The organism is Haemophilus parainfluenzae (assembly GCF_003252725.1).
Taxonomy (GTDB): Bacteria; Pseudomonadota; Gammaproteobacteria; order Enterobacterales; family Pasteurellaceae; genus Haemophilus_D; species Haemophilus_D parainfluenzae_L.
Map to the genome: position 1 here is coordinate 152,988 of NZ_QEPO01000003.1, position 23,959 is coordinate 176,946.

The following is a 23,959-nucleotide window of genomic DNA, read 5'->3' on the forward strand; positions in this document are numbered from 1 at the left end:
GAGCGGTCAATTTTTAGTGAGTTTTTATGAAAGAAACAATCGTCGCACAAGCGACAGCGCCAGGACGTGGTGGTATTGGTATTTTGCGTGTATCCGGCCCAAAAGCGGTTGAAGTAGCACAAGCAGTTCTCGGTAAATGTCCTAAACCAAGAATGGCAGATTATTTACCTTTTAAAGATGCTGATGGCACAGTATTAGATCAAGGCATTGCACTTTATTTTAAATCGCCGAATTCCTTTACCGGTGAAGACATATTGGAATTGCAAGGTCATGGCGGACAAGTGGTATTAGATTTGTTGCTAAAACGAATTTTACAACTTGATGGTGTTCGTCTTGCTCGTCCAGGTGAATTTTCTGAACAGGCTTTTTTAAACGATAAATTAGATTTAGCTCAAGCAGAAGCGATCGCGGATTTAATTGATGCGACTTCTGAGCAAGCTGCTCGTTCTGCATTAAAATCGCTACAAGGTGAATTTTCCAATAAAGTGAATCAGTTAGTGGATTCCGTGATTTATCTGCGTACTTATGTGGAAGCGTCGATTGATTTCCCCGATGAAGAAATTGACTTTTTGGCAGACGGTAAAATAGAAGCAAAATTACGAGAAATTATTGATCAACTTGATTTAGTTCGTAGCGAAGCGAAACAAGGCTCGATTTTGCGTGAAGGGATGAGAGTGGTGATTGCCGGTCGTCCAAATGCAGGTAAATCAAGTTTACTGAATGCTTTAGCGGGCAGAGAGGCCGCCATTGTGACAGATATTGCAGGAACCACTCGTGATGTGTTGCGTGAGCATATTCATATTGATGGCATGCCTTTACATATTATTGATACCGCAGGGCTTCGTGAAGCGACAGATGAAGTTGAACGTATCGGGATCTCGCGTGCCTGGACGGAGATTGAGCAAGCCGATCGTATTATCTTAATGTTAGACAGTAGCGATCCTGATAGCCAAAATATTGAAAAAGTGCGGTCAGAATTTTTGTCAAAATTACCTAATAATATGCCGGTGACTATCGTTCGCAATAAAGTAGATTTAAGTGGCGAGGCCGTTGGGCTAAAAGAAGAAAATGGAACAACGACCGTTTGTTTATCCGCCCAAACACATCAGGGTGTAGATTTATTGCGTGAGCATTTAAAACAGGCTATGGGCTTCCAAACAGGGATGGAAGGTGGTTTCTTAGCACGCCGTCGTCATCTTGATGCCTTAGAAAAAGCGGCTGAACATTTACAAATTGGGTTAGTCCAATTAACTGAATTTCATGCAGGTGAATTATTGGCGGAAGAACTTCGTTTAGTACAAGCTAACTTAAGTGAAATTACGGGGCAATTTACTTCGGATGATTTGCTCGGCAATATTTTCAGTTCTTTCTGTATTGGAAAATAAACTGTAGTTTATGACTTTTCATATGTTGTGGGTCATTGCACTTGGTCTTTCGATGGATGCCTTTGCAGTTTCCATCTCTAAAGGCTTAGCAATGCGCGCTTTTCGATGGAAACAAGCATTAGCTATCGCATGCTGTTTTGAGCTATTCCAAGGCATCATGCCTGCGATAGGCTATGTTGTCGGACTGCAATTTAGTCAGATGATTCAAAATTGGGATCATTGGCTTGCCTTTGTTTTGCTTGCGCTCATCGGTGTGAATATGATTCGAGAAGGACTTAGCTCGAATGATGAACCCGCTCCCTCATTGATTAGTTTAAAACACTTGCTAACACTTGGTGTGGCAACGAGTATTGATGCGTTAGCCATTGGTGTCTCTTTTGCTTTTCTTTCCGTGGACATTTTATTGGCTGTCTTCATCATAGGTTTAACAACCTTTGTCATCTCTTTTATTGGAGTAAAGAGCGGTCATTTTTTAGGAAAAAAATTCAAAAGCAAAGCAGAGATTTTTGGTGGTTTAGTGTTATTAGTCATAGCTGTGAAAATCCTACACGAACATGGTGTTTTTTAAGTGCGAATTTTCGCCTTTTAGATTATAATCTTACGAACTTTGTCTTTTTTAAAAGGGTAATAATTGAATGTTAATTGAAAAAATGCATGGCATCGCCCACAGTTTTATCGGAAAAGCGATCTTTGCTTTAATTCCAGTTTCATTTTTGATTGGTGGGATGTCGGGTTATCTGTATAGCAGCAATGATAGTTTTGCAGCAAAAGTAAATGGTGAAACAATCTCTCAACAAGATTTTTTAAATCGTTACAACCAAGAGTTTGAAGCGCGCGCACAACAAGAAGGCGAGAGTTTCTTAGCGAAAACTGACTCTGTGGAATTTGTGACAGCACTTCGTCAAAATTTAATTCAACGTTTAGTGGATCAAGAATTAATCCGTCAATATGCGAAAGAATTAAAATTAGGTGTAAGTGACGACATGATCAAACGTGCTATTGTCAGCGATCCTAACTTACAATCTAACGGTAAATTTGATAACGCCCGTTATCAACAATTATTGACTCAAAATGGTTTAACGTCCGATACTTATGCGGCTATTTTACGTAATGCATTAACACTTGAACAAATGCAAAACGGTTTGGCTGATAGTGAGTTTGTTGTGCCGGCTCAAGTAAAAGATAGTGCACAAACCTTTTTCCAAAAACGTATCGCTCGTCTTGCAACACTTCCATTAGCGGATGAAGTGGCAAAACAAAAGGTTACAGAAGAAGAAATTAAAGCATATTACGATGCGAATGCGAAATCACTTGTTCAACCAGAACAGGAGAAAGTGCAATATATTCGCGTTTCAGCAAATGCATTAGGTAAATTACAACCTGTAACTGAAACACAAATTGCACAATATTATCAAGAAAATAAAGCGCAATTCATTAGCCAAAAATTAGCACATATCCAATTAGCAACTGAGAAAGAAGCGGATGCCGTTTATCAAGAACTGCAAAAGGGTGCTGATTTTGCTGAATTAGCAAAAACAAAATCCCTAGATAAACTTTCTGGTGCACACGGTGGTGAATTAGGTTGGGTAAAAGACAACGAATTACCGAAAGACTTTGAAGATGCGGCATTATTATTAAATGTTGGTCAATACAGCACACCAGTTAATGTGGATGGGGCTTACCATATTATTTTAGTGCAAGATCGTAAAGAACGTACTTTAGACGAAGTAAAAGAGCAAATCGCGGATACTGTACGTAAAAACTTAGCAGAAAGCCGTTTCCAAGCGGTAGAAAAAGCGGTTCGTGAAAAAGCAGCAGAAAGTAGTGATTCTTTAGCTGCAGTAGCAGAAGCAGCAGGCGTGAAAGTGGAAGAAACAGATTATTTCGGTAAAAATAATGTCCCTGCGGCATTAAATTTCCCAAATGTGACTTCTGCCATTTTTGAATCAGATATTGCAAATGGCGGTGCAAATTCTGAACCATTAACTGTTGGTGAAAATGAATTTGTTGTGGTGCGTGTCGTGGATCATAAAGCTGAAGGTTTACAAAGCCTTGATGAAGCGAAATCAACGATTGAGCAATTCTTAAAACGTGAAAAAGCTGATAAAGTATTAGCTGAAAAAGCAGAGCAAGCGGTTAAAGCGTTATCTGCCGATCCAACTAAATTACCAGCAGGTATTAGTTTTGGTGAGCCACAAACCTTTACGTTAGTGGATAATAAAGATCCAGTGCTTTATGAAGGTGTATTTGCCATTGCAAAACCACAAGATGGCAAAGCGGCTTATCAAGTTGCTCGTAACAGCAAAGGTGATGTGGTTGTGGTTGCCCTTGAACGTGTAGAAGAACCTACTTTAAATGAGCAAGAATTAGCAAAATTTAGCACTCAACTTCTTCGTGCGCGTCAAGGTGAATTACAAGGACAGTTAATGCAAGCATTGCGTGAAAAAGCACAAATCGAGATTAATACCAGCTTTATTAATCAAGATGATTCGGAAGAAGGTGCGGCTCACTAAGCCGATTGAAATATCATTCATCATCAATTTCTGATGGAAAATAAAAGCAAAGTGCGGTAAATTTTAACCGCACTTTTTTATATAAAACAAGGAGAAGACTATGGCTCAAGAAACCATTTTCAGCAAAATTATTCGCAAAGAAATTCCTGCTAATATTGTTTATCAAGATGAATTAGTGACCGCATTCCGTGATATTTCACCTCAAGCGAAAACCCATATTTTGATTATCCCAAATAAAGTTATTCCAACGGTTAATGATGTGACAGAACAAGATGAAATTACCTTGGGTCGCTTATTTACTGTCGCGGCTAAAATTGCTAAAGAAGAAGGCATTGCCGAAGACGGTTATCGTTTGATCGTGAATTGTAATAAACACGGTGGACAAGAAGTATTCCATATCCATATGCATCTTGTTGGTGGTGAACCTTTAGGTAGAATGTTGGCAAAATAATGAAAAAGATCCTCATTACAGCAACGGTATTATTTTTAACGGCTTGTTCATCTGCACCAAATATTGTGGGAACCAATAAGCCAATTTTAAATATGGCGGCAAATTTAGCACCGGCTTTAGATGTTGATTTGTCTGATAATACGGCAGCTTTAAAAAATAAAACCACGCAACAACTCAATGTGCTTTACCATCTTTATTGGTATAACACACAAGGTGTAACGCAAGTTTGGCCGAATCAGCAAGAAAGCCAATCAGGCAATATTTTATTGCAACCACAAGAGAAGAAAGTGTTTGAACTACCAAAACCAAGCACAGAAAGTAGCAATTACCGTCTTTATTTACAATAGTTTATGTCTACACTATTAATTGACCTTGAAGGTCATGAACTGAAACAAGAAGAAGTTGAATTACTGGAACATCCTTTAGTTGCCGGTTTAATTTTATTTACCCGCAATTTTTATGATCGTCAGCAAGTTCAAGCGCTAATTAAATCCATTCGTCAGCGAGTAAAAAAGCCTTTATTGATCACAGTTGATCAAGAAGGTGGTCGCGTGCAACGTTTTCGTGAAGGTTTCACTCAGCTCCCTGCGATGCAAGTTTTTGCGGCGTTAGTTGAGGGCTCAACTCAGCAACAGCAAATAGCAAAAGAAGCGGGTTGGCAAATGGCGGCTGAAATGGTGGCGTTAGATATTGATTTGAGTTTTGCGCCAGTGTTGGATTTAGGTCATGAATGTCGTGCGATTGGTGATCGTAGTTTTGGCTGTGATGTAAAAAGTGCGGTCAATTTAGCAGCAGCTTTTATTGATGGTATGCACCAGGCGGGCATGGCAACAACAGGAAAACACTTCCCAGGACACGGCCATGTTTTAGCCGATTCTCATCTTGAAACCCCTTATGATGAGCGACCAAAAGAAGTGATTTTTAATCATGATATTTTGCCATTCCAGCAATTAATTCAACAGAGTAAGCTTGATGCGATTATGCCGGCTCACGTGATTTATACACAATGTGATAGCCAGCCAGCAAGCGGGTCGACTTATTGGTTAAAAGAAGTTTTGCGTAAACAGTTAGGCTTCCATGGGGCGATTTTCTCTGATGATTTAGGCATGAAAGGCGCAGGCTTTATGGGTGATTTTGTGGCTCGCAGTGAAAAAGCCTTGAAGGCTGGTTGTGACTTATTATTGCTTTGTAATGAGCGTGAAGGAGTCATTCAAGTGCTTGATAATCTGAAGCTAGAGGAAACAACGGAGCATTTTGCAGCTCGCCAAGCTCGCTTGAAATCGCTCTTTAAACAAAAATTCTTTGATTGGTCAGAACTCACCAAAACTTCGCGTTGGATTGAAAATCATCAAAAACTGACCGCACTTCAACAAGAGTGGCTTGCTTCTAAATGATTGATTGCCATCATTATCAAAAAGGTGATTGCCGTTCTTGTCAATGGCTTGAAATGCCTTATGAAGAGCAACTCGCCAAGAAAGAAGAGCATCTTAAACAACAACTTGCCAAATTAGATTGTAATAATTTAATTTGGCATCCACCTTTTTATTCCTCCGAGTCTGCCTTTCGTAATAAAGCGAAAATGGTGGTAAGTGGCGCAGTGGAACGTCCCATTTTAGGTATTTTACAAGACCCGAATGATCCACAAAGTGCGGTGGATTTATGTGATTGTCCGCTTTATCCGCAACGCTTTGCAGAGCTATTCCCAATTCTAAAAGATTTTATTGGACGCGCGGGTTTAGTTCCTTATAACGTGGCTAAACAAAAAGGTGAACTGAAATATATTCTGCTTACAGAAAGCCAACATACAAAAAAATTGATGTTGCGTTTTGTATTGCGTTCAGAAACTAAATTACCGTTAATTCAACGTGAATTTGCAGGGTTATTGGAAAAATTACCACAACTTGAAGTGGTGAGCGTGAATATCCAACCTCTGCACGCAGCGATCTTAGAAGGTGAGAAAGAAATCTTTTTGACGGACCAGCACACCTTATCAGAAAGTTTTAATGGTATTCCGTTGTTTATTCGCCCTCAAAGTTTCTTCCAAACGAATCCACTTGTCGCGCAAGGGTTATATGCAACGGCACAAGATTGGGTACAAGATTTACCAATTACTAAACTTTGGGATCTCTTTTGTGGCGTTGGTGGCTTTGGACTTCATTGTACTAAAGCTTTACAGGATAAACATCAACAAGAAGTGGAGTTGACGGGGATTGAAATTTCCCCATCTGCTATTCAAGCGGCGACTCAATCCGCTCAGGCGTTAGGGCTAAACAACGTTAAATTCCAATCTTTGGATGCCGCTAATTTTGCTTTAGCACAAGATGAAAATAAACCAGATTTGGTGATCATCAACCCACCTCGTCGAGGCATCGGAAAGGAACTCGCAGAATTTCTCAATGAAATGCAACCGCACTTTATTCTTTATTCCAGTTGCAATGCGATTTCCATGGGAAAAGATTTGCAACATCTAACCAATTATAAGCTTACTCAAATTCAATTATTTGATATGTTCCCGCATACAGCACATTATGAAGCACTGACATTGCTGGAACTCAATCCTTAATAAAAAAGCTAACAGAAATGTTAGCTTTTTTATTAAGGATTTAATCGCACTTTTATTTTGCTATAAATCAGGGCAAGCAAGAAAAATGCCGCTTGTAACAAAATAATGCATGCACCAGTGGACGCATCAAAATGATAGCTAAGTAGCACGCCTAGTAAACTTGCAGTTACAGCACTGATGATCGCGATAACAAGCATCTTATCGAAGCGATTCGTCAGGGTTAGCGCGGTGATGCCAGGCGCAATTAGCATCGCTACAACTAGAATAACCCCAACGACTTGCATCGTACTCACAATGGTGAGTGCGAGTAATGTGAGCAAGCCATAATGCAATAATTTAGGCGAGAGACCCGCAACGCGAGCATGGCTAGGATCAAAGCAATAAAGCAGAAAATCACGGCGCTTTAAGCCAAGTAAAATAAAAATGATCAAGGCAATAATTGCCGTTTGAATGAGCTCTTCTCGGCTTACACCCAATACGTTACCGAATAAGATGTGTGTGAGGTGTTGTGAGGTTTGGATTTTAGTGAACAGCACCAAACCAATGGCAAACATCCCTGAAAATACAATCCCCATCGCGGTATCTTCTTTGATACGGCTGTTTTCTTTTAAATAACCTACCCCTAAGGCGCAGGCAATACCTGAGACAAAGGCTCCAATCACTAATGGAATACCGGCTAGAAAAGCTAATACAATACCTGGTAAGACGGCATGGGAAATAGCATCACCCATTAATGACCATCCTTTCAACACTAAATAGCAAGAGAGTAGCGCACATATAACGGCAACGACTAATGCCGTGAGTAACGCATTTTGCATAAAAGCAAATTGAAATGGCTCAACTAAAATAGAGAATATTTCACTCATGGGCCACCGCCTTACGTCGTTTTTGACTCATTAATCCGTATTTAGGCGAGAAGAGAAAAGCCAATAAAAATAACAAGGTTTGTAATGTCACGATGACACCACCCGTTGCACCATCTAAATAATAGCTTAAATAGACGCCGACGAAACCCGTGATTGCCCCTAATGCTACGGCAATTTTGATCAGAGTTTTGAACTTGTCAGTAAGTAAATAAGCGGTTGCGCCTGGTGTGATTACCATCGCAATCACTAAAATCGCCCCGACAGTTTGTAATGCCGCAACGACACAAGCACTCAAGAGTGTAAAAAAGAGAACTTTGTAAAACAGTGGTGAAAGTCCAACTGTAATTGCTTGCGTTTCATCAAAGAAAATCAGTAACAGATCCTTCCAAAAAATAAGCAATAAGACCAAGCAAATCAACATAATGATGGCTACTTGATAAATATCTTCATCGGCAATCCCGAGAATATTACCGAGAATGATGTTTTGCACATTTATCGAGGTCGGATTCAAGGAAATAATCAGCAATCCAAGGGCAAAGAATGTGCTGAAAATAAAGCCGATAACGGCATCTTCTTTGAGTTTAGAAATGGATTTTATCCATAAAATGGAAAGTGCGGCCAAAATTCCGGCAAAAAAAGCACCTAAAGCATAGGGGAGTGAAAAGGCATAAGCTATCGCCACACCCGGAACCACGGAATGAGAGAGCGCGTCGCCAATTAATGACCAGCCTTTCAACATTAAATAGGCGGAAAGAAAGGCACAAATGCCACCAACTGCGGCACTTATCCACATGGCTTTTTGCATATATTCATAGGAGAAAGGTTCCAGTAAATATTCAAGCATGACTTATTCCTTGTCAGACGGAGGTAGACGACAGGATTTTACAGCCGTTGCGGGCGGATCATTTTTGGTTTCGCCATAGAAGACAACGGGACGTTCATCATCCGTAAGCACGGTGACTGCACGTTTATCTTCATCATTATGCAGATCTTCACCCAATAATTTGATGTGTCGTAATACACCACCAAAGACTTTTTCCAAATTATGCTGATTGAATGTATCTTCCGTTTTACCGGCAGCAATCACAGTACGGTTAATCATCACCACTTGATCACAGAAGTCTGGTACTGAACCTAAGTTGTGGGTAGAAACTAAAATTAAATGGCCTTCAGCACGTAATTGGCGAAGGAGTTCCACAATGGCATTTTCGGTTTTAACATCCACACCTGTAAAAGGTTCATCAAGCAAGATAATTTTACTTTGTTGTGCTAATGCACGAGCCAAAAATACGCGTTTTTTCTGCCCACCAGAAAGCTCGCCGATTTGCCGTTCAGCTAAATGCTCGATGTTTACTCGTTGCATCGCTTCGAGCACTTTTTGTTTGTCTTCAGCTTTTGGAATGCGTAGGAAATTCATGTAGCCGTAGCGTCCCATCATGACAACATCATAAACGGAGACTGGAAATTGCCAATCGACCTCTTCCGCTTGCGGCACATAGGCAACCAAATTTTGTTTCAACGCTCGATTAATTGGCAAACCACAAAGCGCAATATTGCCTTGCTGTGGCTTGATTAAGCCCATGATGCTTTTGAATAGCGTTGATTTTCCGCTCCCATTTACGCCGACAAGAGCACAGATGGTTCCCCCTTGTAATGCAAAGGTCACATCATAAATTGCAGTGTGCCCGTTGTTGTAACGTACGGTTACATCATTAACGGAAATAGAAGCGGAAAGTTCAGTCATTATTTTTCAAATCCTTTCACGATGGTGGATACAGTGACATTCAGTAAGTCAATATAAGTTGGTACAGGACCGTCAGCGGCAGAAAGAGAATCGACATAAAGTACGCCACCGTACTTAGCACCGCTTTCTTTTGCTACCTGCTGAGCAGGTTTAGCTGATACGGTACTTTCACTAAATACCACTGGAATGTGATTTTTTTTCACTAAATCGATAAGTTTACGCACTTGTTGAGGCGTACCTTGTTGTTCTGCGTTAATTGGCCATAAATAGCCTTCTTTGAGATCGTAATCTTTCGCTAAATAACTAAAGGCACCTTCACTGGTCACTAACCAACGTTGGTCGGCAGGAATCTGTGAGAGTTTTTCACGTAAAGGTTTATCGAGCTGTTTGATTTTTTCTGCATACGCCGCTGCATTTTTTTGATAAGTATCAGCATTTTGCGGATCGTATTTAACTAATGCATTTTTGATATTTTCGACATAAATCAACGCATTAGATGGCGACATCCAAGCGTGTGGGTTAGGGGCATCTTTATAAGGGCCTTCATAAATAGAAAGTGGCGTGATGCCTTCGGTTACCACAACGGCTGGTTTATCTTTGATATTTTGGAAGAAACGCTCAAACCAACGCTCTAAATTTAATCCGTTCCATAAAATTAAATCAGCAGATTGAGCTTTTACAATATCTTTAGGGGTCGGTTCATACTCGTGAATTTCTGCACCAGGTTTGGTGATAGATTCCACCGTCGCGGCATCGCCCGCAACATTTTGTGCGATATCCTGAATCACAGTAAATGTGGTCACCACTTTAAATTTCGCTTCGGCTTGTAAAGCTGCTAAACCTAGAGCGATAACAGATAGGCTTTTAAATAAATGCTTCATGAGATCTCCTTAAAAATAATGATCGATTAGCATTCTGCAGAATAATATCATTTTTTATAAAGTTTTCAAATGAAAATAATTATCAAATCGATAGGTGATTAAAATTAAAAAGCGGAAAATTTTGTGCAAAATTGACCGCTCTTTTTGAAATGATTAACCACCAACTTGTTGGATTAGGCGATCCATACCCGCTTCATCATAGCCTTCTTCATATTGGGCTTCATCAACGGTAAAGTTGTGCATGCTACGCCCTGCGATACAACCGTATTGTTCCAATTTTCCTTTAGTAAAGTTAGTACGAAACGCAGATGAATGGTTATTTAAACTGATCACCCCAATGGTAGCGCGATTACATGGATTTTTATTCACAAAGACTAAATTATAGCCAGATTCGCGAATGTAACCGGTTTTATTAATTGCCGCATCGAAGACTTCTTCACGTACTAATTTATTGGTATTTTTGACGAAAACACTGCGTCCACCTGCTTGAATGAAGGCGCTTGGCATATTAGAAAGATTTTTAATTTGAGCTTTGTTGAGCGAGTATTTGGCTAGCTTAACCAAATCCATTGCACTTGAAATGTTGCTGTCAGATAAACCTGAGCTGTCTGAAAAGCGAGTAGAGCGCATGCCTAATTCTCGTGCTTTTTCATTCATTTTTTGGATAAATTGCAAACGACTCATACCTGCAGAACGAGAAAGTGCATGAGCAGCATAGTTATCAGAATGAACGAGCATTGCTTTTAACAATTCATTACAAGAAATTGGCGTATATTTAGGTAATTTTGTATGAGTTCCTTTAATGTAATCGAAATCATCGTCAGTAATCGATGCAGTACAGTTTGCGTTTCGATTATTTTCAAGGAACACATTCGCCGTCATTAATTTGGTGACCGAGGCGATAGGTTGAACATGATTGGGAGAGCTACTTTCTAATACTCTATCATGGGTGAAGTCATACACAATATAAGATTGTGCCGTTGCGACGGCGGGCACTAAACACAATACAGAAAGCACTTTTTTTAACATATCTTTTAATATTGCCAACTTAGAGAATAAAACAAAGCTTGTATTCTATCAGTTTTTGTAAGGGTTTGGGATGTGTGAAAGAGAAAAAATTTAAAGTTTTTTAACCGCACTTTTTTCTTTTGTTTTTTGATTTTTGCGATAGCGATCGCAAAGAAGTGCAGTCAAAATTTTCTTTGTTTTTCAAATCTGCTAGCTTATCCGTCGGTAAATCTGTAAAATCTCGGCTCATTTTTAATATGCGAATTTTTTGTTGCTCAATTCTGAGTAACATCATCGCCGTAATGTGTAATAACGAGGCTTTATGTTAGAACAACCCCTTTCATCCGAAACGAATACAAAAAAGATTAACTTAATGGATTTAACGCGTCAGCAGATGCGTGAGTTTTTTGCTGAATTAGGCGAGAAACCATTTCGTGCGGATCAATTAGTGAAATGGATTTATCATTTTGGCGAAGATAACTTCGACAATATGACCAATATTAATAAAAAATTACGAGAAAAATTAAAAGCGGTCGCTGAAATTAAAGCGCCTGAAGTCGCGGTTGAGCAACGCTCTGCGGATGGTACCATTAAATGGGCGATGCAGGTAGGTGAACAGCAAGTTGAAACGGTCTATATTCCTGAGGCGGATCGCGCAACACTTTGTGTTTCTTCTCAAGTAGGCTGTGCCTTAGCTTGTACTTTCTGTTCAACAGCACAACAAGGCTTTAACCGTAATTTAACGGTGTCTGAAATTATTGGGCAGGTTTGGCGTGCATCAAAAATTATTGGTAATTTTGGTGTGACGGGTGTTCGTCCGATTACCAATGTGGTGATGATGGGCATGGGTGAACCTTTGTTAAATGTGGCCAATGTTGTACCCGCGATGGAAATTATGCTCGATGATTTTGCATATGGATTGTCTAAACGACGCGTGACGTTATCCACTTCAGGTGTTGTGCCTGCACTCGATATGTTACGTGATAAGATTGATGTAGCATTAGCGATCTCGCTTCACGCACCGAACGATGAATTGCGTGATGAAATTATGCCGATCAATAAAAAATATAACATCAAAATGTTGATGGATTCGGTACACAGATACTTAGAAGTATCAAATGCTAACCATGGTAAAGTGACTATTGAATATGTGTTATTAGATCATGTGAATGATGGCACAGAGCATGCGCATCAATTAGCTCAAGTATTAAAAAATACCCCATGTAAAATTAACTTGATCCCATGGAATCCGTTCCCAGAAGCGCCTTATGGTAAAAGCTCAAATAGCCGTGTCGATCGTTTCCAAAAAACTTTAATGGAATACGGCTTTACGGTGATTGTGCGCAAAACCCGTGGTGATGATATTGATGCCGCTTGTGGTCAGTTGGCGGGCGATGTAATCGACCGAACCAAACGTACAGCAATGAAACGTAAGTTTGGTGAAGGTATTGACGTAAAAGCTGTTAACTAAGCTAAATATAGCAATACTTGTAAAGGGAAAATGGCTTTAGAAGAGTGATAAGATAGAGGAGTGATAAGATGAAATTAATCCCAATTAACATTCTAAGTGCGGTCATTTTTCCTTTTGTTTTTTCGGCTTGTGTCTCTCAATCTTCTGTTGATTTTAATAAACAACAAGCAGCCAAAGCGCGTGTTGAATTGGCATTAGGCTATCTGCAACAAGAGGATTTTGTTCAAGCAAAACTGAATTTAGATAAAGCCTTTGAACATGATGACCACTATTATCTTGTGCACTCGGCACTTGCGCATTTTTATCAATTACAAGGCGATACGGAAAAAGCGAAGCAAGCTTATTTACAGGCGATTAAGTTAGATGATAAGCAAGGCGATGTGTATAACAACTTTGGTGCATTTCTATGTGGGCAAGGTGAGTTTGAACAAGCTTATTCACAATTTAATGCGGCCCTCGCTGCACCAAATTATTATCATCAAGCCGATACTTACGAAAACATGGCACTTTGTGCTTTTGCTGGAAAACAAACCGATGTTTATCAACAAGCGTTGGATAAATTACGCCAAGTTGATCCTTCTAGAGCGGAAAAGCTCCGCACGCTCAAATAATCATTGCCAAAAGCCCCTTTCGACTTTAAAATTTGGTATTTAGTTTTTTATTTCTATTTCTCTATTTTTATACCTATGAATACAATCGTCGAACAAACTGAAACAACTGAAATCTCCTTTGGGGATAAACTTCGCCAAACACGCGAAGCACTAAACCTTTCTCTAGAAGATGTGGCAAAGGCTATTTCTTTACGTCCAAGCATTTTGGCAAAATTAGAAAATAATGAATTTGTCCAAAAAAATGTACCTTCAACCTTTTTGAGAGGTTACGTTCGCAGTTATGCGAAATTTTTACGTATTCCTGATGCTGAATGGACACATTTAACTTTTGGTGAAGCACATAAAAATGATTTAAGTAAAAATACACGTGCGACTCGTTCAGTTAACCAATATTCTTCTCACAGCCGTTGGGTAGGCACACTCACAACAATTATTTTACTCGCTGCTGTTGGAATGACTGGCTTATGGTGGTGGCAAAATTATCAAAAATCAAACGAAGAACGTGATAATTTAGTGCAAACCTACGTTGAAAAAGAAAAAACAGCAGAGGTACCAGTTACTCATTCGAATGAAATTCCAGTAACAGTAAATAGTCAGCCTGCGGTGTCAAGCAATGAAACTACGTCTGTAGCGGAAAAAACAAATAATGCCGCTGCTGAACCTGCTGTTTCAACGACTCAAGAAAATCAAGCTCAAACAGTAAACGCAGAAGTTTCAACCGCTGCAACTTCAGCGCCTACCGTTGAACAAGCTCAAGCACCGGTTGTGGAACAAACGTTACCTAACACAGAACCAACAACAGAGAAAACCGTGCCAGATACACAAAGTGCGGTTGAAAACCCCGCTATTTCTGAAGCACCAACTACAGCGAAAGGCGATCTCGTTATTGAGATCACGAAAAATTCAAGCTGGATTAGTGTGAAAGACCAAAACCGTAAAGTATTAGCACAAAAAGAATATAAACAAGGCGAAGTTTTAACCTTTAATGGTAACGAATATGCTTTGATTATTGGTGCACCAGGTAACGTTCGCATTACTTATAAAGGCGAAGCGTATCCGCTTACAGTTGATGGCCGTGTGGCTAAATTTAAATTACCAAAACCTTAACGAATAATTTACGAAAGAATGTCAGCAGTAAAACCTACTATCAAACGTCGTGAATCGACAAAAATTTATGTGGGCAATGTACCAATCGGTGGTGATGCGCCGATTGCAGTGCAATCCATGACAAATACTCGCACAACTGATGTTGAAGCGACCGTTGCACAGATTAAATCTTTGGAACGAGTTGGAGCAGATATTGTGCGTGTTTCTGTACCTACCATGGATGCCGCCGAAGCCTTTAAAATCATTAAACAGCAAGTGAATGTGCCATTGGTGGCGGATATTCATTTTGACTATCGCATTGCGTTAAAAGTGGCTGAATATGGGGTGGATTGCTTACGTATTAATCCAGGCAATATTGGTCGTGAAGATCGTATTCGTGCAGTGGTGGATTGCGCGCGTGATAAAAATATCCCGATCCGTATCGGTGTTAATGCTGGATCATTAGAAAAAGATATTCAAGAGAAATTTGGAGAACCAACACCAGAAGCCTTATTAGAATCAGCGTTACGCCATGTTGAGATCTTGGATCGTTTAAACTTCGATCAATTTAAAGTGAGCGTAAAAGCATCCGACGTCTTCCTTGCAGTGGAATCTTACCGTTTACTAGCAAAAGCCATTAAACAGCCGTTGCATTTAGGAATTACGGAAGCAGGTGGCGCGCGAGCGGGCTCTGTGAAGTCAGCGATTGGTTTAGGAATGTTGTTAGCAGAAGGTATTGGTGATACCTTGCGTGTCTCTTTAGCTGCAGATCCAGTTGAAGAAATCAAAGTTGGTTTTGATATTTTAAAATCATTACGTATTCGTTCTCGCGGGATTAACTTTATTGCTTGCCCAACTTGCTCTCGTCAGGAGTTTGATGTGATCGGCACGGTGAATGCACTGGAACAACGTTTAGAAGATATTATCACCCCAATGGATGTGTCTATTATTGGTTGTGTGGTAAATGGCCCTGGTGAAGCATTAGTGTCTGACCTTGGCGTGACCGGTGGTAATAAGAAAAGTGGTTATTATTTAGATGGTGAGCGTCAAAAAGAACGTTTTGACAACGACGCGATTATTGACCAATTAGAAGCAAAAATTCGTGCCAAAGTTGCACAACAAGATCCAAAAAATCGAATTATTTAAGGAAAACTCGTGGCAAAAAATATTCAAGCAATTCGTGGGATGAATGACTGTTCCCCAACTGAATCTCCACTTTGGCAATGGATTGAAGGGCAGGTTCGCCAAGTTTTAAGCAGCTACGGCTATTCAGAAGTGCGTATGCCAATCGTGGAAAGTACGCCATTATTTGCTCGTGCAATCGGTGAAGTAACCGATGTTGTATCAAAAGAAATGTACACATTCTGGGATAATGATGAACAATTAACGCTTCGCCCAGAAGGCACAGCTGGATGTGTACGTGCTGCGATTGAACACGGTTGGATTTACAACAATGAACAACGTTTATGGTATATGGGACCCATGTTCCGCCATGAACGTCCACAAAAAGGTCGTTACCGTCAATTCCATCAAGCGGGCGTCGAAGTATTTGGTATCGCAACCCCTGAAATTGATGCTGAGTTAATTATTTTAACGGCACGTTTGTGGAAAGCCTTAGGTATTGATCAACATGTTTCACTTCAATTAAATTCGATTGGTTCATTAGAAGCACGTGCAAACTATCGTTCAGCATTAGTGGCCTTCTTAGAAAATCACCAAGATTTAATGAGCGAAGAAGAGAAAGAACGCCTTGTAAAAAATCCATTACGTATTTTGGATACTAAAAATCAAGCATTACAAGATGTATTGGACGGTGCGCCAAAATTATTGGATTATTTAGACGATGAAAGTCGCGAGCATTTTGCGCAGTTATGTGGTCTATTAGATGCGGTTGGTATTCAATATGAAATTAATCCAAAATTGGTTCGAGGTTTAGATTATTATAATAAAACTGTATTTGAATGGGTGACATCAGCATTAGGTGCGCAAGGGACTGTATGTGGTGGTGGACGTTATGACGGCTTAGTTGAACAACTTGGTGGCCACGCAACAAGTGGTGTCGGTTTCGCAATGGGCTTAGAGCGTTTAGTGCTACTCGTTCAAGAAGTGAATAAATCGATTCCGGTAAAAAGTGCGGTAGATATTTACGTTGTTTATCAAGGTGAAGGCACTACATTAGCCGCATTCCAACTAGCTGAAAAACTTCGCTCAGAATTACCGCACTTAAGCACAATGTTGCATTGCAGCGGCGGTAACTTTAAAAAACAATTTAAACGCGCAGATAAGTCTGGTGCGACTCTAGCTCTTGTGCTTGGCGAAAGTGAAGTGCAAAATAATCAAGTTGTGGTAAAACACTTACTTGGCGCAGCGGAGCAGCAAACCATTGATGTGGACAATTTAATTGAACACGTAAAAGCCCAATTTTAATTTTAGAAGGATAGGAAAATGGCATATACCATTGAAGAAGAACAAGAACTGAACCAGTTAAAAGAATGGTGGAAAGACAATGGCAAAACCATTATTGCTGCTTTCATCCTTGGCGTAGGCGGGATGTTGGGCTGGCGTTATTGGCAGTCTTATCAAGCCAATCAAATTATGCAAGCGTCTGCTGAATATGATGCCTTAGTTTATACCACAAACAAAGATGCCGCCGCACAACAAGCTAAAGTAGCTGAATTTGTGAAAGCGCATGATAAAACTAGCTATGCGGTATTTAGCTTATTAGATGAAGCAAAAGGTTTTGTTGCAAAACAAGATTACGCCTCTGCTGAAAATAGCTTAAAACAAGCGATTGCTCAATCACAAGATGATATCTTAACTTCTCTTGCAGCGCTTCGTTTGTCTGCGGTGCAATTCCAACAAGGTCAATTTGATGCAGCATTAACAAGTCTAAATCAAGTGAAAAGCCAAGGCTTTAGTGCGCGTAAAGATCTTTTAGCGGGCGATATTCAAATCGCAAAAGGCGATGTGAATGGTGCTAAAGCAAGCTTTGAGAATGCACAAAAAAGCGGTAATCCGTTAGAAAAACAAATGGCTCAGATGAAATTAAATAATCTGTAATATTTTAATTTAGCCCGAATTGCTCGGGCTTTTTTATTGGATTTTTGATCTTATGATTCAGAAACCTATTTTGCCGCCACCCGTCATTTTTATTGGGTGTGCACTTATCATGGCATATTTGCCTAATCCTTATCCATTTAAAATCAATGTATTAGCAGTTTATTTGATTATATCGGTTTCTTCTGCCATCGCTTTTTTTAGCCTTTGGCAATTCTATAAAAGTAAAGCAAATATCAATCCAATTCACTTAGAAAAAAGTAATGTGTTTGTGGTAAATGGTATTTATCGTTTTAGCCGCAATCCAATGTATTTAAGCTTAGCAGGCTTGTTAGTGGCATGGGCATTTTATTTGCAAAGTGCGGTCAGTTTTCTCGGTGTTTTTCTGTTTATTTATTTCATCACACAATGGCAAATAAAACCTGAAGAATACTGGCTAGAGAAGAAGTTTGGTGAGTCTTATTTAGCTTATAAGAAAAAAGTCAGACGTTGGATTTAACCAATAAAAAAATCGCCTAAAATAGGCGATTTTTTATATATTTTGAGAAGCTATTATTTAGCTGCACATCCGCAATCTGCTAATTTTTTAGCTAAACGCTCTGCAACAAAATCCCAGTTCACTACGTTCCAGAATTCTTTGATGTAGTCTGGACGACGGTTTTGGAATTTCAAGTAGTAAGCGTGTTCCCAAACATCTAAACCTAAAAGAGGGAAACCTTCACAACCTGCGATTTCTTTACCCATTAATGGAGAATCTTGGTTTGCGGTAGAAACAACAGATAATTTACCTTGGTTAATCACTAACCATGCCCAACCAGAACCGAAACGAGTCGCCGCTGCTTTTTCAAATTCATCTTTGAAGTTTTCTACAGAACCGAAATCACGTTCGATAGCTGCTTTTAAATCACCTTGTAAAGTAGTACCTTTTTTCAATGATTTCCAGAATAAGCTGTGGTTTGCGTGACCGCCTGCGTTGTTACGTAATGCAGTACGTTTTTCAGCAGGGATTTTATCTAATTGGCTGATTAATTGACCTGCACACATTTCAGAAAATTCAGCAGGTAAAGTTTCTAACACCGCGTTTGCATTATTTACATAGGCTTGGTGGTGTTTAGAGTGGTGAATTTCCATTGTTTGTGCATCAAAATGTGGTTCTAACGCATCATAAGCGTAACCTAATTCAGGTAGAGTATAAGACATAATATGTTCCTTTTTTAAATGAAGTTAAGGTAATGTTTTTGATAAAACAACATCAAAAAGTAGTTAAATGGTAGCAGAAAATTTGATTTAGATCAGTAAATCTTTTAATTATTTGATTATCCGATGAATAGACTAGAAAAGCTTAATTTGTTTTAAATCAATAAACACACCGATCTACTTCTAAATAGTTATACCTTTTAGCCCTTAAAATCTCGTCAAAATTTCCCCTTGTGGTAGAATACCCGCTGATTTTTAACAAGGTTTTATTTTTAAGGCTGAGACTATGTTTCCTGCTCATCAACTTCAATTAGAACAATTAGCGTGTCAACGTGGCGATCGCATATTGTTCACTGATCTTTCACTGCAATTTCAAAGCGGTGATTTCGTGCAAATTGAAGGGCACAATGGTATCGGCAAAACAAGTTTATTGCGCATTTTAGCTGGCCTTGCACAGCCTGTAGAAGGTAAAGTGCGGTGGAATTCAGACGAGATTACAAAACAACGCGAAGAATACCATCATCAGCTACTTTATCTCGGCCACCATTCTGGTGTGAAACCTGAATTAACGGCATGGGAAAATTTAAAATTTTATCAGCAGATTAGTCAAAGTCAGCAGGGCACAGATATTTTATGGGATGTGTTGGAAACTGTGGGCTTACTCGGTCGCGAAGATTTACCGGCAGCCCAACTTTCAGCAGGTCAGCAAAAGCGAATTGCCTTGGCGAGATTATGGATCTCTGAAGCGCCACTTTGGATTTTGGATGAACCTTTTACAGCAATAGACAAAAAAGGGGTTGAAGTTTTGACCGCACTTTTTGAAAATCATGCTAAAAAAGGTGGAATGGTCATTTTAACGAGCCACCAAGAAGTGCCGAGTACATTATTGAAAAAAATCAATCTTGCTGATTATAAATATAACTCTTAGATTTTTATGATATTTTTACAGATTATAAAGCGTGAGCTGAAGATTGCGACCCGTAAACAAGCGGAAATATTGAACCCGCTTTGGTTCTTTTTAATCGTGATCACGCTGTTTCCATTGGTAATTGGGCCGGATCCTAAACTACTTTCTCGCATTGCACCCGGGGTTGCTTGGGTGGCGGCATTGCTTTCTGCGTTGCTATCTTTTGAACGTTTATTCCGAGATGATTTTATTGATGGCTCTTTAGAACAATTGATGCTTACGGCTCAGCCTTTAGCCCTAACGGCGCTTGCAAAAGTTGTTGCGCACTGGTTATTAACAGGTTTGCCGTTGATTCTGCTTTCTCCTATTGCCGCTTTATTGCTCTCATTAGAAGTGAATATTTGGTGGGCATTGGTGCTTACACTCTTAGTGGGCACGCCGATTTTAAGCTGCATTGGTGCAATTGGTGTGGCATTAACGGTGGGGTTGCGTAAAGGTGGCGTATTGCTTAGTTTACTTGTGGTACCATTATTCATTCCGGTTTTAATTTTTGCTTCAGCAATTTTAGATGCCGCTACGTTAAATCTCCCTTATGGTGGACAGCTTGCTATTTTAGGTGCAATTTTGGCTGGCGCAATAACCTTATCGCCTTTTGCTATTGCCGCGGCACTACGAATTAGTTTAGATAATTAATCATCATGACGGTGAAAGTGCGGTCAGATTTTTAACTGTTTTTTATTTTTTGGAATTAAGGATCTTTTATGTGGAAGTGGTTACATCCTTACGCAAAACATGAAACCCAATATCACTTATGTGGCAAATTAAGTCCATTTTTTGGTGTGATTGCGGTTTTATTATTGGCTGTTGGCATCGTTTGGGGTTTAGCTTATGCTCCGGCAGATTATCAGCAAGGCAATAGTTTCCGAATTATGTATGTCCATGTGCCTGCAGCAATTTGGTCAATGGGTGTGTATGGTTCTATGGCTGTGGCTGCCATTATTGCGTTAGTTTGGCAAATTAAAGCCGCTCATCTTTCAATGATAGCCATGGCACCGATTGGTGCAATGTTTACCTTTATTGCCTTGGTAACAGGTGCAATTTGGGGCAAACCAATGTGGGGAACTTGGTGGGTATGGGATGCACGTTTAACTGCTGAGCTCATTCTTTTCTTCTTATATATCGGTGTATTAGCGCTTTATTCTGCATTTTCTGATCGTGCTGTGGGCGCAAAATCAGCGGGTATCTTGTGTATTGTTGGTGTGGTGAATTTACCAATCATTCACTTCTCCGTAGAGTGGTGGAATACCTTACATCAAGGGGCAAGTATCACTAAGTTTGAAAAACCTTCGATTGCAACACCGATGTTAATTCCACTGATTTTATGTATTTTTGGATTTTTATTTTTATCCATTTGCTTTACGCTTGTGCGTTACCGCGTTGAATTGCTAAAAGAAGACAGCAAACGCCCATGGGTAAAAGAGTTAGCAAGTAAGCTGAAATAGTTTTTTATTTTTATTTTAGGGAGCGGAAAATGTTTTTCCAAAGTTGGAGTGATTTTATCAATATGGGAGGCTACGGTTTTTATGTGTGGCTTTCCTATGGCATTAGCCTCGTGGCAATGATCATTTTGGCGATACAAAGCGTCAAGGGGCGTAAAGCAGTATTAAAAGAAGTGTTACGCGAGCAACAACGTGAAGCCCGTTTAAACCAAGCTAATAAAGGAAATACGCTATGAATCCAAGACGTAAATCAAGACTTTCGATCATCATCTTTGTGATTTTAGGTATTTCGATTGCGACAGGTTTGGTGCTTTATGCGCTTCGCCAAAATATTGATTTATTTTATACCCCTTCGGAAGTTGTAGAAGGGAAAGACGGAAATCCTGATCAAAAACCTGAAGTTGGGCAACGTATTCGTGTTGGTGGTATGGTGGTTGAAGGCTCTGTTAATCGAGATCCGAAAAGTCTCAAAGTTCGCTTTGATGTGAATGATATTGGTCCATCAATTACAGTTGAATATGAAGGTATCCTGCCGGATCTTTTCCGTGAGGGACAGGGTATTGTTGCGCAAGGTGTGTTAAAAGAACCAACCTTATTAGAAGCAACAGAAGTGCTTGCTAAACATGATGAAAATTATGTGCCGCCAGAATTAGGTGAGAAAATGCAGAAAATGCATAAACCAATGGGGGCAGAACTAAAAGGCGAGAGTGAAGCCGATCGTCGTTATAAAGAAACCCAGCAAAAATCGCAAGAAGGTCGCTAATGATTGCTGAATTAGGAAATTATGCGCTTGCTTTAAGCCTTGCCGTTTCATTCTTTTTAGCCATTCTCCCATTATGGGGGGCTGAAAAAGGTCATCCGCAACTTATGTCATTGGCTCGTCCAATGACTTATGGTTTATTTTTTACTTTAACCATTGCGTTTGCAGCATTGTTCTATCTGTTTGCTGTAAATGATTTCAGTGTGCAATATGTGGTAAATAACTCTAACAGCAGCTTGCCGATTTATTATCGTTTATCTGCAGTTTGGGGCTCACATGAGGGGTCATTATTACTTTGGATTTGGTTATTAACACTTTGGGGTGCAGCAGTAGCCTTATTTAGCAAACACTTGCCACAGGAAGCAGTAGCTCGTGTATTAGGTATTATGGGGATTATTAGCATCGGCTTTTTACTCTTCGTATTATTTACCTCAAATCCGTTTACCCGTACATTCCCTGACTTCCCAGTAGATGGCAGAGAACTCAATCCAATGTTGCAAGATGTGGGCTTAATTTTCCACCCACCATTACTTTATATGGGATATGTTGGTTTTTCTGTTGCTTTTGCCTTTGCGATCGCATCATTAATGACGGGTAAATTAGACTCAGCTTGGGCTAGATGGTCACGTCCTTGGACGATCGCTGCTTGGGTGTTTTTAACACTCGGGATCGTGCTCGGTTCTTGGTGGGCATATTATGAGCTCGGCTGGGGTGGCTGGTGGTTCTGGGATCCAGTAGAAAACTCTTCTTTAATGCCTTGGCTTGCGGGAACCGCATTAATCCACTCTTTAGCGGTGACTGAAAAACGTGGCTCTTTTAAAGCTTGGACTGTGCTTTTAGCGATTTTGGCGTTCTCCCTTTGCTTACTGGGTACATTCTTAGTTCGTTCCGGTATCTTAGTGTCAGTACACGCCTTTGCTTCAGATCCAACACGTGGTTTGTATATTCTTGCTTATTTGGTTGTAGTGATAGGTGGCTCGTTAACCTTGTATGCTTATAAAGGCAACCAAATTCGTTCGCGTGATAATGCAGAGCGCTATTCTCGTGAAACGTTATTATTATTAAATAACATCCTATTAATGACCGCACTTTGTGTGGTGTTCTTAGGAACGTTATTGCCGTTAGTTCATAAACAATTAGGTTTGGGATCTATTTCGATCGGTGCGCCATTCTTTGATCAAATGTTCTTGATTATTATGACTCCGTTTGCCTTATTACTGGGTATTGGACCGTTAGTAAAATGGCGTCGCGATCAGTTCTCTGAAATTCGTACACCGGTTGTTGTGAGTGCCATTGTGATGGCGATTGCAGGTTTTGCTTTACCGTATTTCCTACAAAATAAACTCACCGTCAGTGCTGTGCTTGGTACCATGATGTCCGTCATTATTGTGTTACTGAGTCTCTATGAAATGAAACAACGTGCAACACACCGCGAATCTTTCTTTAAAGGTATTACTAAACTTTCTCGTTCCCATTGGGGGATGATTTTAGCTCACCTTGGTGTAGCGATGACCGTTTGGGGAATTGCCTTTAGCCAAAACTTCAGTGTAGAACGTGATGTGCGAATGGCTGTGGGTGATACAGTGCAGATTGCTAATTATGACTTTAAATTTGCTGGCGTGAGTGATGCAAATGGTCCTAACTATATGGGCGGTAAAGCACAAATCGACATTTCAAAAGCGGGTAAACCAGAAGCAACATTATTTGCTGAAAAACGTTTTTATACCGTCAGTAAAATGCCAATGACGGAAGCGGCAATTAATTGGGGCTTTACTCGCGATCTTTATGTCGCTTTAGGTGAAAAAATAGATGATAACTCATGGGCACTACGTCTTTACTATAAACCATTTATCCGTTGGATTTGGATTGGCGGATTGTTTATGGCATTAGGTGGCTTGCTCTGTATGTTTGACCGTCGTTATCGTTTTAGTCGATTAGTTAAACAGTCTTAATTGTAATA

At 39.9% G+C, this 23,959-nt stretch carries 26 protein-coding genes; 20 read left to right on the forward strand and 6 right to left on the reverse strand.

What is annotated here, in order from left to right; genetic code table 11:
* The first annotated feature begins 26 nt into the window (after positions 1 to 26).
* The 7 genes from mnmE to rlmC all read left to right on the forward strand — a co-directional run bounded on the left by mnmE (position 27) and on the right by rlmC (position 6,912).
* Entirely contained in the window at positions 27 to 1,385 is a 1,359-nt protein-coding gene (gene mnmE / locus DPV85_RS05630; RefSeq protein WP_111327358.1) for a tRNA uridine-5-carboxymethylaminomethyl(34) synthesis GTPase MnmE, read from the forward strand.
* Positions 1,386 to 1,395: 10 nt separating this feature from the next.
* Positions 1,396 to 1,953 carry a manganese efflux pump MntP gene (locus DPV85_RS05635; protein WP_049372881.1) on the forward strand — a complete coding sequence of 186 codons (558 nt, stop codon included), beginning with the start codon at positions 1,396 to 1,398 and terminating at the stop codon, positions 1,951 to 1,953.
* 67 nt (positions 1,954 to 2,020) lie between these two features.
* A complete protein-coding gene (gene ppiD, locus DPV85_RS05640) occupies positions 2,021 to 3,898 on the forward strand; it encodes a peptidylprolyl isomerase (protein WP_111327359.1) in 1,878 nt (625 codons plus the stop codon).
* Between the two features lie 100 nt (positions 3,899 to 3,998).
* Positions 3,999 to 4,349 (forward strand): purine nucleoside phosphoramidase, encoded by a 351-nt coding sequence (gene hinT, locus DPV85_RS05645; protein ID WP_111327360.1) that lies wholly within the window; start codon positions 3,999 to 4,001, stop codon positions 4,347 to 4,349.
* Positions 4,349 to 4,696 (forward strand): putative periplasmic lipoprotein, encoded by a 348-nt coding sequence (locus DPV85_RS05650; RefSeq protein ID WP_049363082.1) that lies wholly within the window; start codon positions 4,349 to 4,351, stop codon positions 4,694 to 4,696. Before hinT ends, DPV85_RS05650 begins: the two co-directional genes overlap by 1 nt.
* A 3-nt stretch (positions 4,697 to 4,699) precedes the next feature.
* Positions 4,700 to 5,743 (forward strand): beta-N-acetylhexosaminidase, encoded by a 1,044-nt coding sequence (nagZ, locus tag DPV85_RS05655; RefSeq protein WP_111327361.1) that lies wholly within the window; start codon positions 4,700 to 4,702, stop codon positions 5,741 to 5,743.
* The gene (rlmC, locus tag DPV85_RS05660) at positions 5,740 to 6,912 is read left to right on the forward strand and encodes a 23S rRNA (uracil(747)-C(5))-methyltransferase RlmC (RefSeq protein ID WP_111327362.1); all 1,173 of its coding nucleotides are present in this window, start codon (positions 5,740 to 5,742) and stop codon (positions 6,910 to 6,912) included. Before nagZ ends, rlmC begins: the two co-directional genes overlap by 4 nt.
* Positions 6,913 to 6,944: 32 nt before the next feature.
* Here rlmC and DPV85_RS05665 read toward each other — a convergent pair whose 3' ends face one another.
* The 5 genes from DPV85_RS05665 to DPV85_RS05685 all read right to left on the reverse strand — a co-directional run bounded on the left by DPV85_RS05665 (position 6,945) and on the right by DPV85_RS05685 (position 11,432).
* Complete coding sequence (locus DPV85_RS05665) at positions 6,945 to 7,769, reverse strand: metal ABC transporter permease (RefSeq protein ID WP_111327388.1); 825 nt, start codon at positions 7,767 to 7,769, stop codon at positions 6,945 to 6,947.
* A 1-nt stretch (position 7,770) separates the two neighbouring features.
* A complete protein-coding gene (locus DPV85_RS05670; RefSeq protein ID WP_111327363.1) occupies positions 7,771 to 8,622 on the reverse strand; it encodes a metal ABC transporter permease in 852 nt (283 codons plus the stop codon).
* A gap of 3 nt (positions 8,623 to 8,625) precedes the next feature.
* Positions 8,626 to 9,522: a manganese/iron ABC transporter ATP-binding protein gene (locus DPV85_RS05675; RefSeq protein WP_070582499.1), complete on the reverse strand. Its 897-nt coding sequence runs from the start codon at positions 9,520 to 9,522 to the stop codon at positions 8,626 to 8,628.
* Positions 9,522 to 10,403, reverse strand: coding sequence for a metal ABC transporter substrate-binding protein (locus DPV85_RS05680; protein WP_049357006.1), 882 nt, complete (start codon positions 10,401 to 10,403; stop codon positions 9,522 to 9,524). The genes DPV85_RS05675 and DPV85_RS05680 overlap by 1 nt, the downstream gene beginning before the upstream one ends.
* Positions 10,404 to 10,556: 153 nt before the next feature.
* On the reverse strand, positions 10,557 to 11,432 hold the full coding sequence (locus DPV85_RS05685) for a D-alanyl-D-alanine carboxypeptidase family protein (protein ID WP_111327364.1): 876 nt from the start codon (positions 11,430 to 11,432) through the stop codon (positions 10,557 to 10,559).
* Between the two features lie 301 nt (positions 11,433 to 11,733).
* On the opposite strand from DPV85_RS05685, the gene rlmN reads away from it, so the two are divergent.
* The 7 genes from rlmN to DPV85_RS05720 all read left to right on the forward strand — a co-directional run bounded on the left by rlmN (position 11,734) and on the right by DPV85_RS05720 (position 18,135).
* Positions 11,734 to 12,882 (forward strand): dual-specificity RNA methyltransferase RlmN, encoded by a 1,149-nt coding sequence (gene rlmN, locus DPV85_RS05690; protein WP_049363743.1) that lies wholly within the window; start codon positions 11,734 to 11,736, stop codon positions 12,880 to 12,882.
* Positions 12,883 to 12,950: 68 nt separating this feature from the next.
* Positions 12,951 to 13,493: a type IV pilus biogenesis/stability protein PilW gene (gene pilW, locus DPV85_RS05695; RefSeq protein WP_111327365.1), complete on the forward strand. Its 543-nt coding sequence runs from the start codon at positions 12,951 to 12,953 to the stop codon at positions 13,491 to 13,493.
* A gap of 75 nt (positions 13,494 to 13,568) precedes the next feature.
* Positions 13,569 to 14,600, forward strand: a complete 1,032-nt coding sequence (locus DPV85_RS05700) for a RodZ domain-containing protein (protein ID WP_111327389.1) — start codon at positions 13,569 to 13,571, stop codon at positions 14,598 to 14,600.
* 18 nt (positions 14,601 to 14,618) lie between these two features.
* The gene (gene ispG / locus DPV85_RS05705; protein ID WP_005695590.1) at positions 14,619 to 15,725 is read left to right on the forward strand and encodes a flavodoxin-dependent (E)-4-hydroxy-3-methylbut-2-enyl-diphosphate synthase; all 1,107 of its coding nucleotides are present in this window, start codon (positions 14,619 to 14,621) and stop codon (positions 15,723 to 15,725) included.
* Between the two features lie 9 nt (positions 15,726 to 15,734).
* Entirely contained in the window at positions 15,735 to 17,006 is a 1,272-nt protein-coding gene (gene hisS, locus DPV85_RS05710; protein ID WP_111327366.1) for a histidine--tRNA ligase, read from the forward strand.
* Between the two features lie 18 nt (positions 17,007 to 17,024).
* Positions 17,025 to 17,639, forward strand: coding sequence for a YfgM family protein (locus DPV85_RS05715; RefSeq protein ID WP_111327367.1), 615 nt, complete (start codon positions 17,025 to 17,027; stop codon positions 17,637 to 17,639).
* Between the two features lie 52 nt (positions 17,640 to 17,691).
* Positions 17,692 to 18,135, forward strand: coding sequence for a methyltransferase family protein (locus tag DPV85_RS05720; RefSeq protein WP_165816482.1), 444 nt, complete (start codon positions 17,692 to 17,694; stop codon positions 18,133 to 18,135).
* A gap of 53 nt (positions 18,136 to 18,188) precedes the next feature.
* On the opposite strand, the gene sodA is transcribed toward DPV85_RS05720, so the two are convergent.
* Complete coding sequence (gene sodA / locus DPV85_RS05725; protein ID WP_111327369.1) at positions 18,189 to 18,836, reverse strand: superoxide dismutase [Mn]; 648 nt, start codon at positions 18,834 to 18,836, stop codon at positions 18,189 to 18,191.
* Between the two features lie 283 nt (positions 18,837 to 19,119).
* On the opposite strand from sodA, the gene ccmA reads away from it, so the two are divergent.
* From ccmA to DPV85_RS05755, 6 genes are all read left to right on the forward strand, one after another.
* The gene (gene ccmA, locus DPV85_RS05730; protein WP_111314841.1) at positions 19,120 to 19,761 is read left to right on the forward strand and encodes a cytochrome c biogenesis heme-transporting ATPase CcmA; all 642 of its coding nucleotides are present in this window, start codon (positions 19,120 to 19,122) and stop codon (positions 19,759 to 19,761) included.
* Between the two features lie 6 nt (positions 19,762 to 19,767).
* Positions 19,768 to 20,433, forward strand: a complete 666-nt coding sequence (ccmB, locus tag DPV85_RS05735) for a heme exporter protein CcmB (protein WP_049372896.1) — start codon at positions 19,768 to 19,770, stop codon at positions 20,431 to 20,433.
* A gap of 68 nt (positions 20,434 to 20,501) precedes the next feature.
* Positions 20,502 to 21,242, forward strand: a complete 741-nt coding sequence (locus tag DPV85_RS05740) for a heme ABC transporter permease (protein WP_049372897.1) — start codon at positions 20,502 to 20,504, stop codon at positions 21,240 to 21,242.
* 29 nt (positions 21,243 to 21,271) lie between these two features.
* Positions 21,272 to 21,475 carry a heme exporter protein CcmD gene (ccmD, locus tag DPV85_RS05745; RefSeq protein WP_005699972.1) on the forward strand — a complete coding sequence of 68 codons (204 nt, stop codon included), beginning with the start codon at positions 21,272 to 21,274 and terminating at the stop codon, positions 21,473 to 21,475.
* Positions 21,472 to 22,002: a cytochrome c maturation protein CcmE gene (gene ccmE, locus DPV85_RS05750; RefSeq protein ID WP_049364997.1), complete on the forward strand. Its 531-nt coding sequence runs from the start codon at positions 21,472 to 21,474 to the stop codon at positions 22,000 to 22,002. Before ccmD ends, ccmE begins: the two co-directional genes overlap by 4 nt.
* Positions 22,002 to 23,951 carry a heme lyase CcmF/NrfE family subunit gene (locus DPV85_RS05755; protein WP_049372898.1) on the forward strand — a complete coding sequence of 650 codons (1,950 nt, stop codon included), beginning with the start codon at positions 22,002 to 22,004 and terminating at the stop codon, positions 23,949 to 23,951. The genes ccmE and DPV85_RS05755 overlap by 1 nt, the downstream gene beginning before the upstream one ends.
* Positions 23,952 to 23,959 lie beyond the last annotated feature (8 nt).

Excerpts from the sequence above, each read along its gene's own strand:
- DPV85_RS05740 (WP_049372897.1), top strand. The coding sequence starts at position 20,502 with ATGTGGAAGTGGTTACATCCTTACGCAAAACATGAAACCCAATATCAC.
- ccmB (WP_049372896.1), top strand. The coding sequence starts at position 19,768 with ATGATATTTTTACAGATTATAAAGCGTGAGCTGAAGATTGCGACCCGT.
- rlmC (WP_111327362.1), top strand. The coding sequence starts at position 5,740 with ATGATTGATTGCCATCATTATCAAAAAGGTGATTGCCGTTCTTGTCAA.
- DPV85_RS05755 (WP_049372898.1), top strand. The coding sequence starts at position 22,002 with ATGATTGCTGAATTAGGAAATTATGCGCTTGCTTTAAGCCTTGCCGTT.
- ppiD (WP_111327359.1), top strand. The coding sequence starts at position 2,021 with ATGTTAATTGAAAAAATGCATGGCATCGCCCACAGTTTTATCGGAAAA.
- ispG (WP_005695590.1), top strand. The coding sequence starts at position 14,619 with ATGTCAGCAGTAAAACCTACTATCAAACGTCGTGAATCGACAAAAATT.
- nagZ (WP_111327361.1), top strand. The coding sequence starts at position 4,700 with ATGTCTACACTATTAATTGACCTTGAAGGTCATGAACTGAAACAAGAA.
- DPV85_RS05685 (WP_111327364.1), bottom strand. The coding sequence starts at position 11,432 with ATGTTAAAAAAAGTGCTTTCTGTATTGTGTTTAGTGCCCGCCGTCGCA.
- mnmE (WP_111327358.1), top strand. The coding sequence starts at position 27 with ATGAAAGAAACAATCGTCGCACAAGCGACAGCGCCAGGACGTGGTGGT.
- DPV85_RS05680 (WP_049357006.1), bottom strand. The coding sequence starts at position 10,403 with ATGAAGCATTTATTTAAAAGCCTATCTGTTATCGCTCTAGGTTTAGCA.
- rlmN (WP_049363743.1), top strand. The coding sequence starts at position 11,734 with ATGTTAGAACAACCCCTTTCATCCGAAACGAATACAAAAAAGATTAAC.
- DPV85_RS05720 (WP_165816482.1), top strand. The coding sequence starts at position 17,692 with ATGATTCAGAAACCTATTTTGCCGCCACCCGTCATTTTTATTGGGTGT.
- sodA (WP_111327369.1), bottom strand. The coding sequence starts at position 18,836 with ATGTCTTATACTCTACCTGAATTAGGTTACGCTTATGATGCGTTAGAA.
- pilW (WP_111327365.1), top strand. The coding sequence starts at position 12,951 with ATGAAATTAATCCCAATTAACATTCTAAGTGCGGTCATTTTTCCTTTT.
- DPV85_RS05670 (WP_111327363.1), bottom strand. The coding sequence starts at position 8,622 with ATGCTTGAATATTTACTGGAACCTTTCTCCTATGAATATATGCAAAAA.
- DPV85_RS05700 (WP_111327389.1), top strand. The coding sequence starts at position 13,569 with ATGAATACAATCGTCGAACAAACTGAAACAACTGAAATCTCCTTTGGG.
- DPV85_RS05715 (WP_111327367.1), top strand. The coding sequence starts at position 17,025 with ATGGCATATACCATTGAAGAAGAACAAGAACTGAACCAGTTAAAAGAA.
- ccmA (WP_111314841.1), top strand. The coding sequence starts at position 19,120 with ATGTTTCCTGCTCATCAACTTCAATTAGAACAATTAGCGTGTCAACGT.
- hinT (WP_111327360.1), top strand. The coding sequence starts at position 3,999 with ATGGCTCAAGAAACCATTTTCAGCAAAATTATTCGCAAAGAAATTCCT.
- ccmE (WP_049364997.1), top strand. The coding sequence starts at position 21,472 with ATGAATCCAAGACGTAAATCAAGACTTTCGATCATCATCTTTGTGATT.
- DPV85_RS05675 (WP_070582499.1), bottom strand. The coding sequence starts at position 9,522 with ATGACTGAACTTTCCGCTTCTATTTCCGTTAATGATGTAACCGTACGT.
- DPV85_RS05650 (WP_049363082.1), top strand. The coding sequence starts at position 4,349 with ATGAAAAAGATCCTCATTACAGCAACGGTATTATTTTTAACGGCTTGT.
- ccmD (WP_005699972.1), top strand. The coding sequence starts at position 21,272 with ATGTTTTTCCAAAGTTGGAGTGATTTTATCAATATGGGAGGCTACGGT.
- DPV85_RS05635 (WP_049372881.1), top strand. The coding sequence starts at position 1,396 with ATGACTTTTCATATGTTGTGGGTCATTGCACTTGGTCTTTCGATGGAT.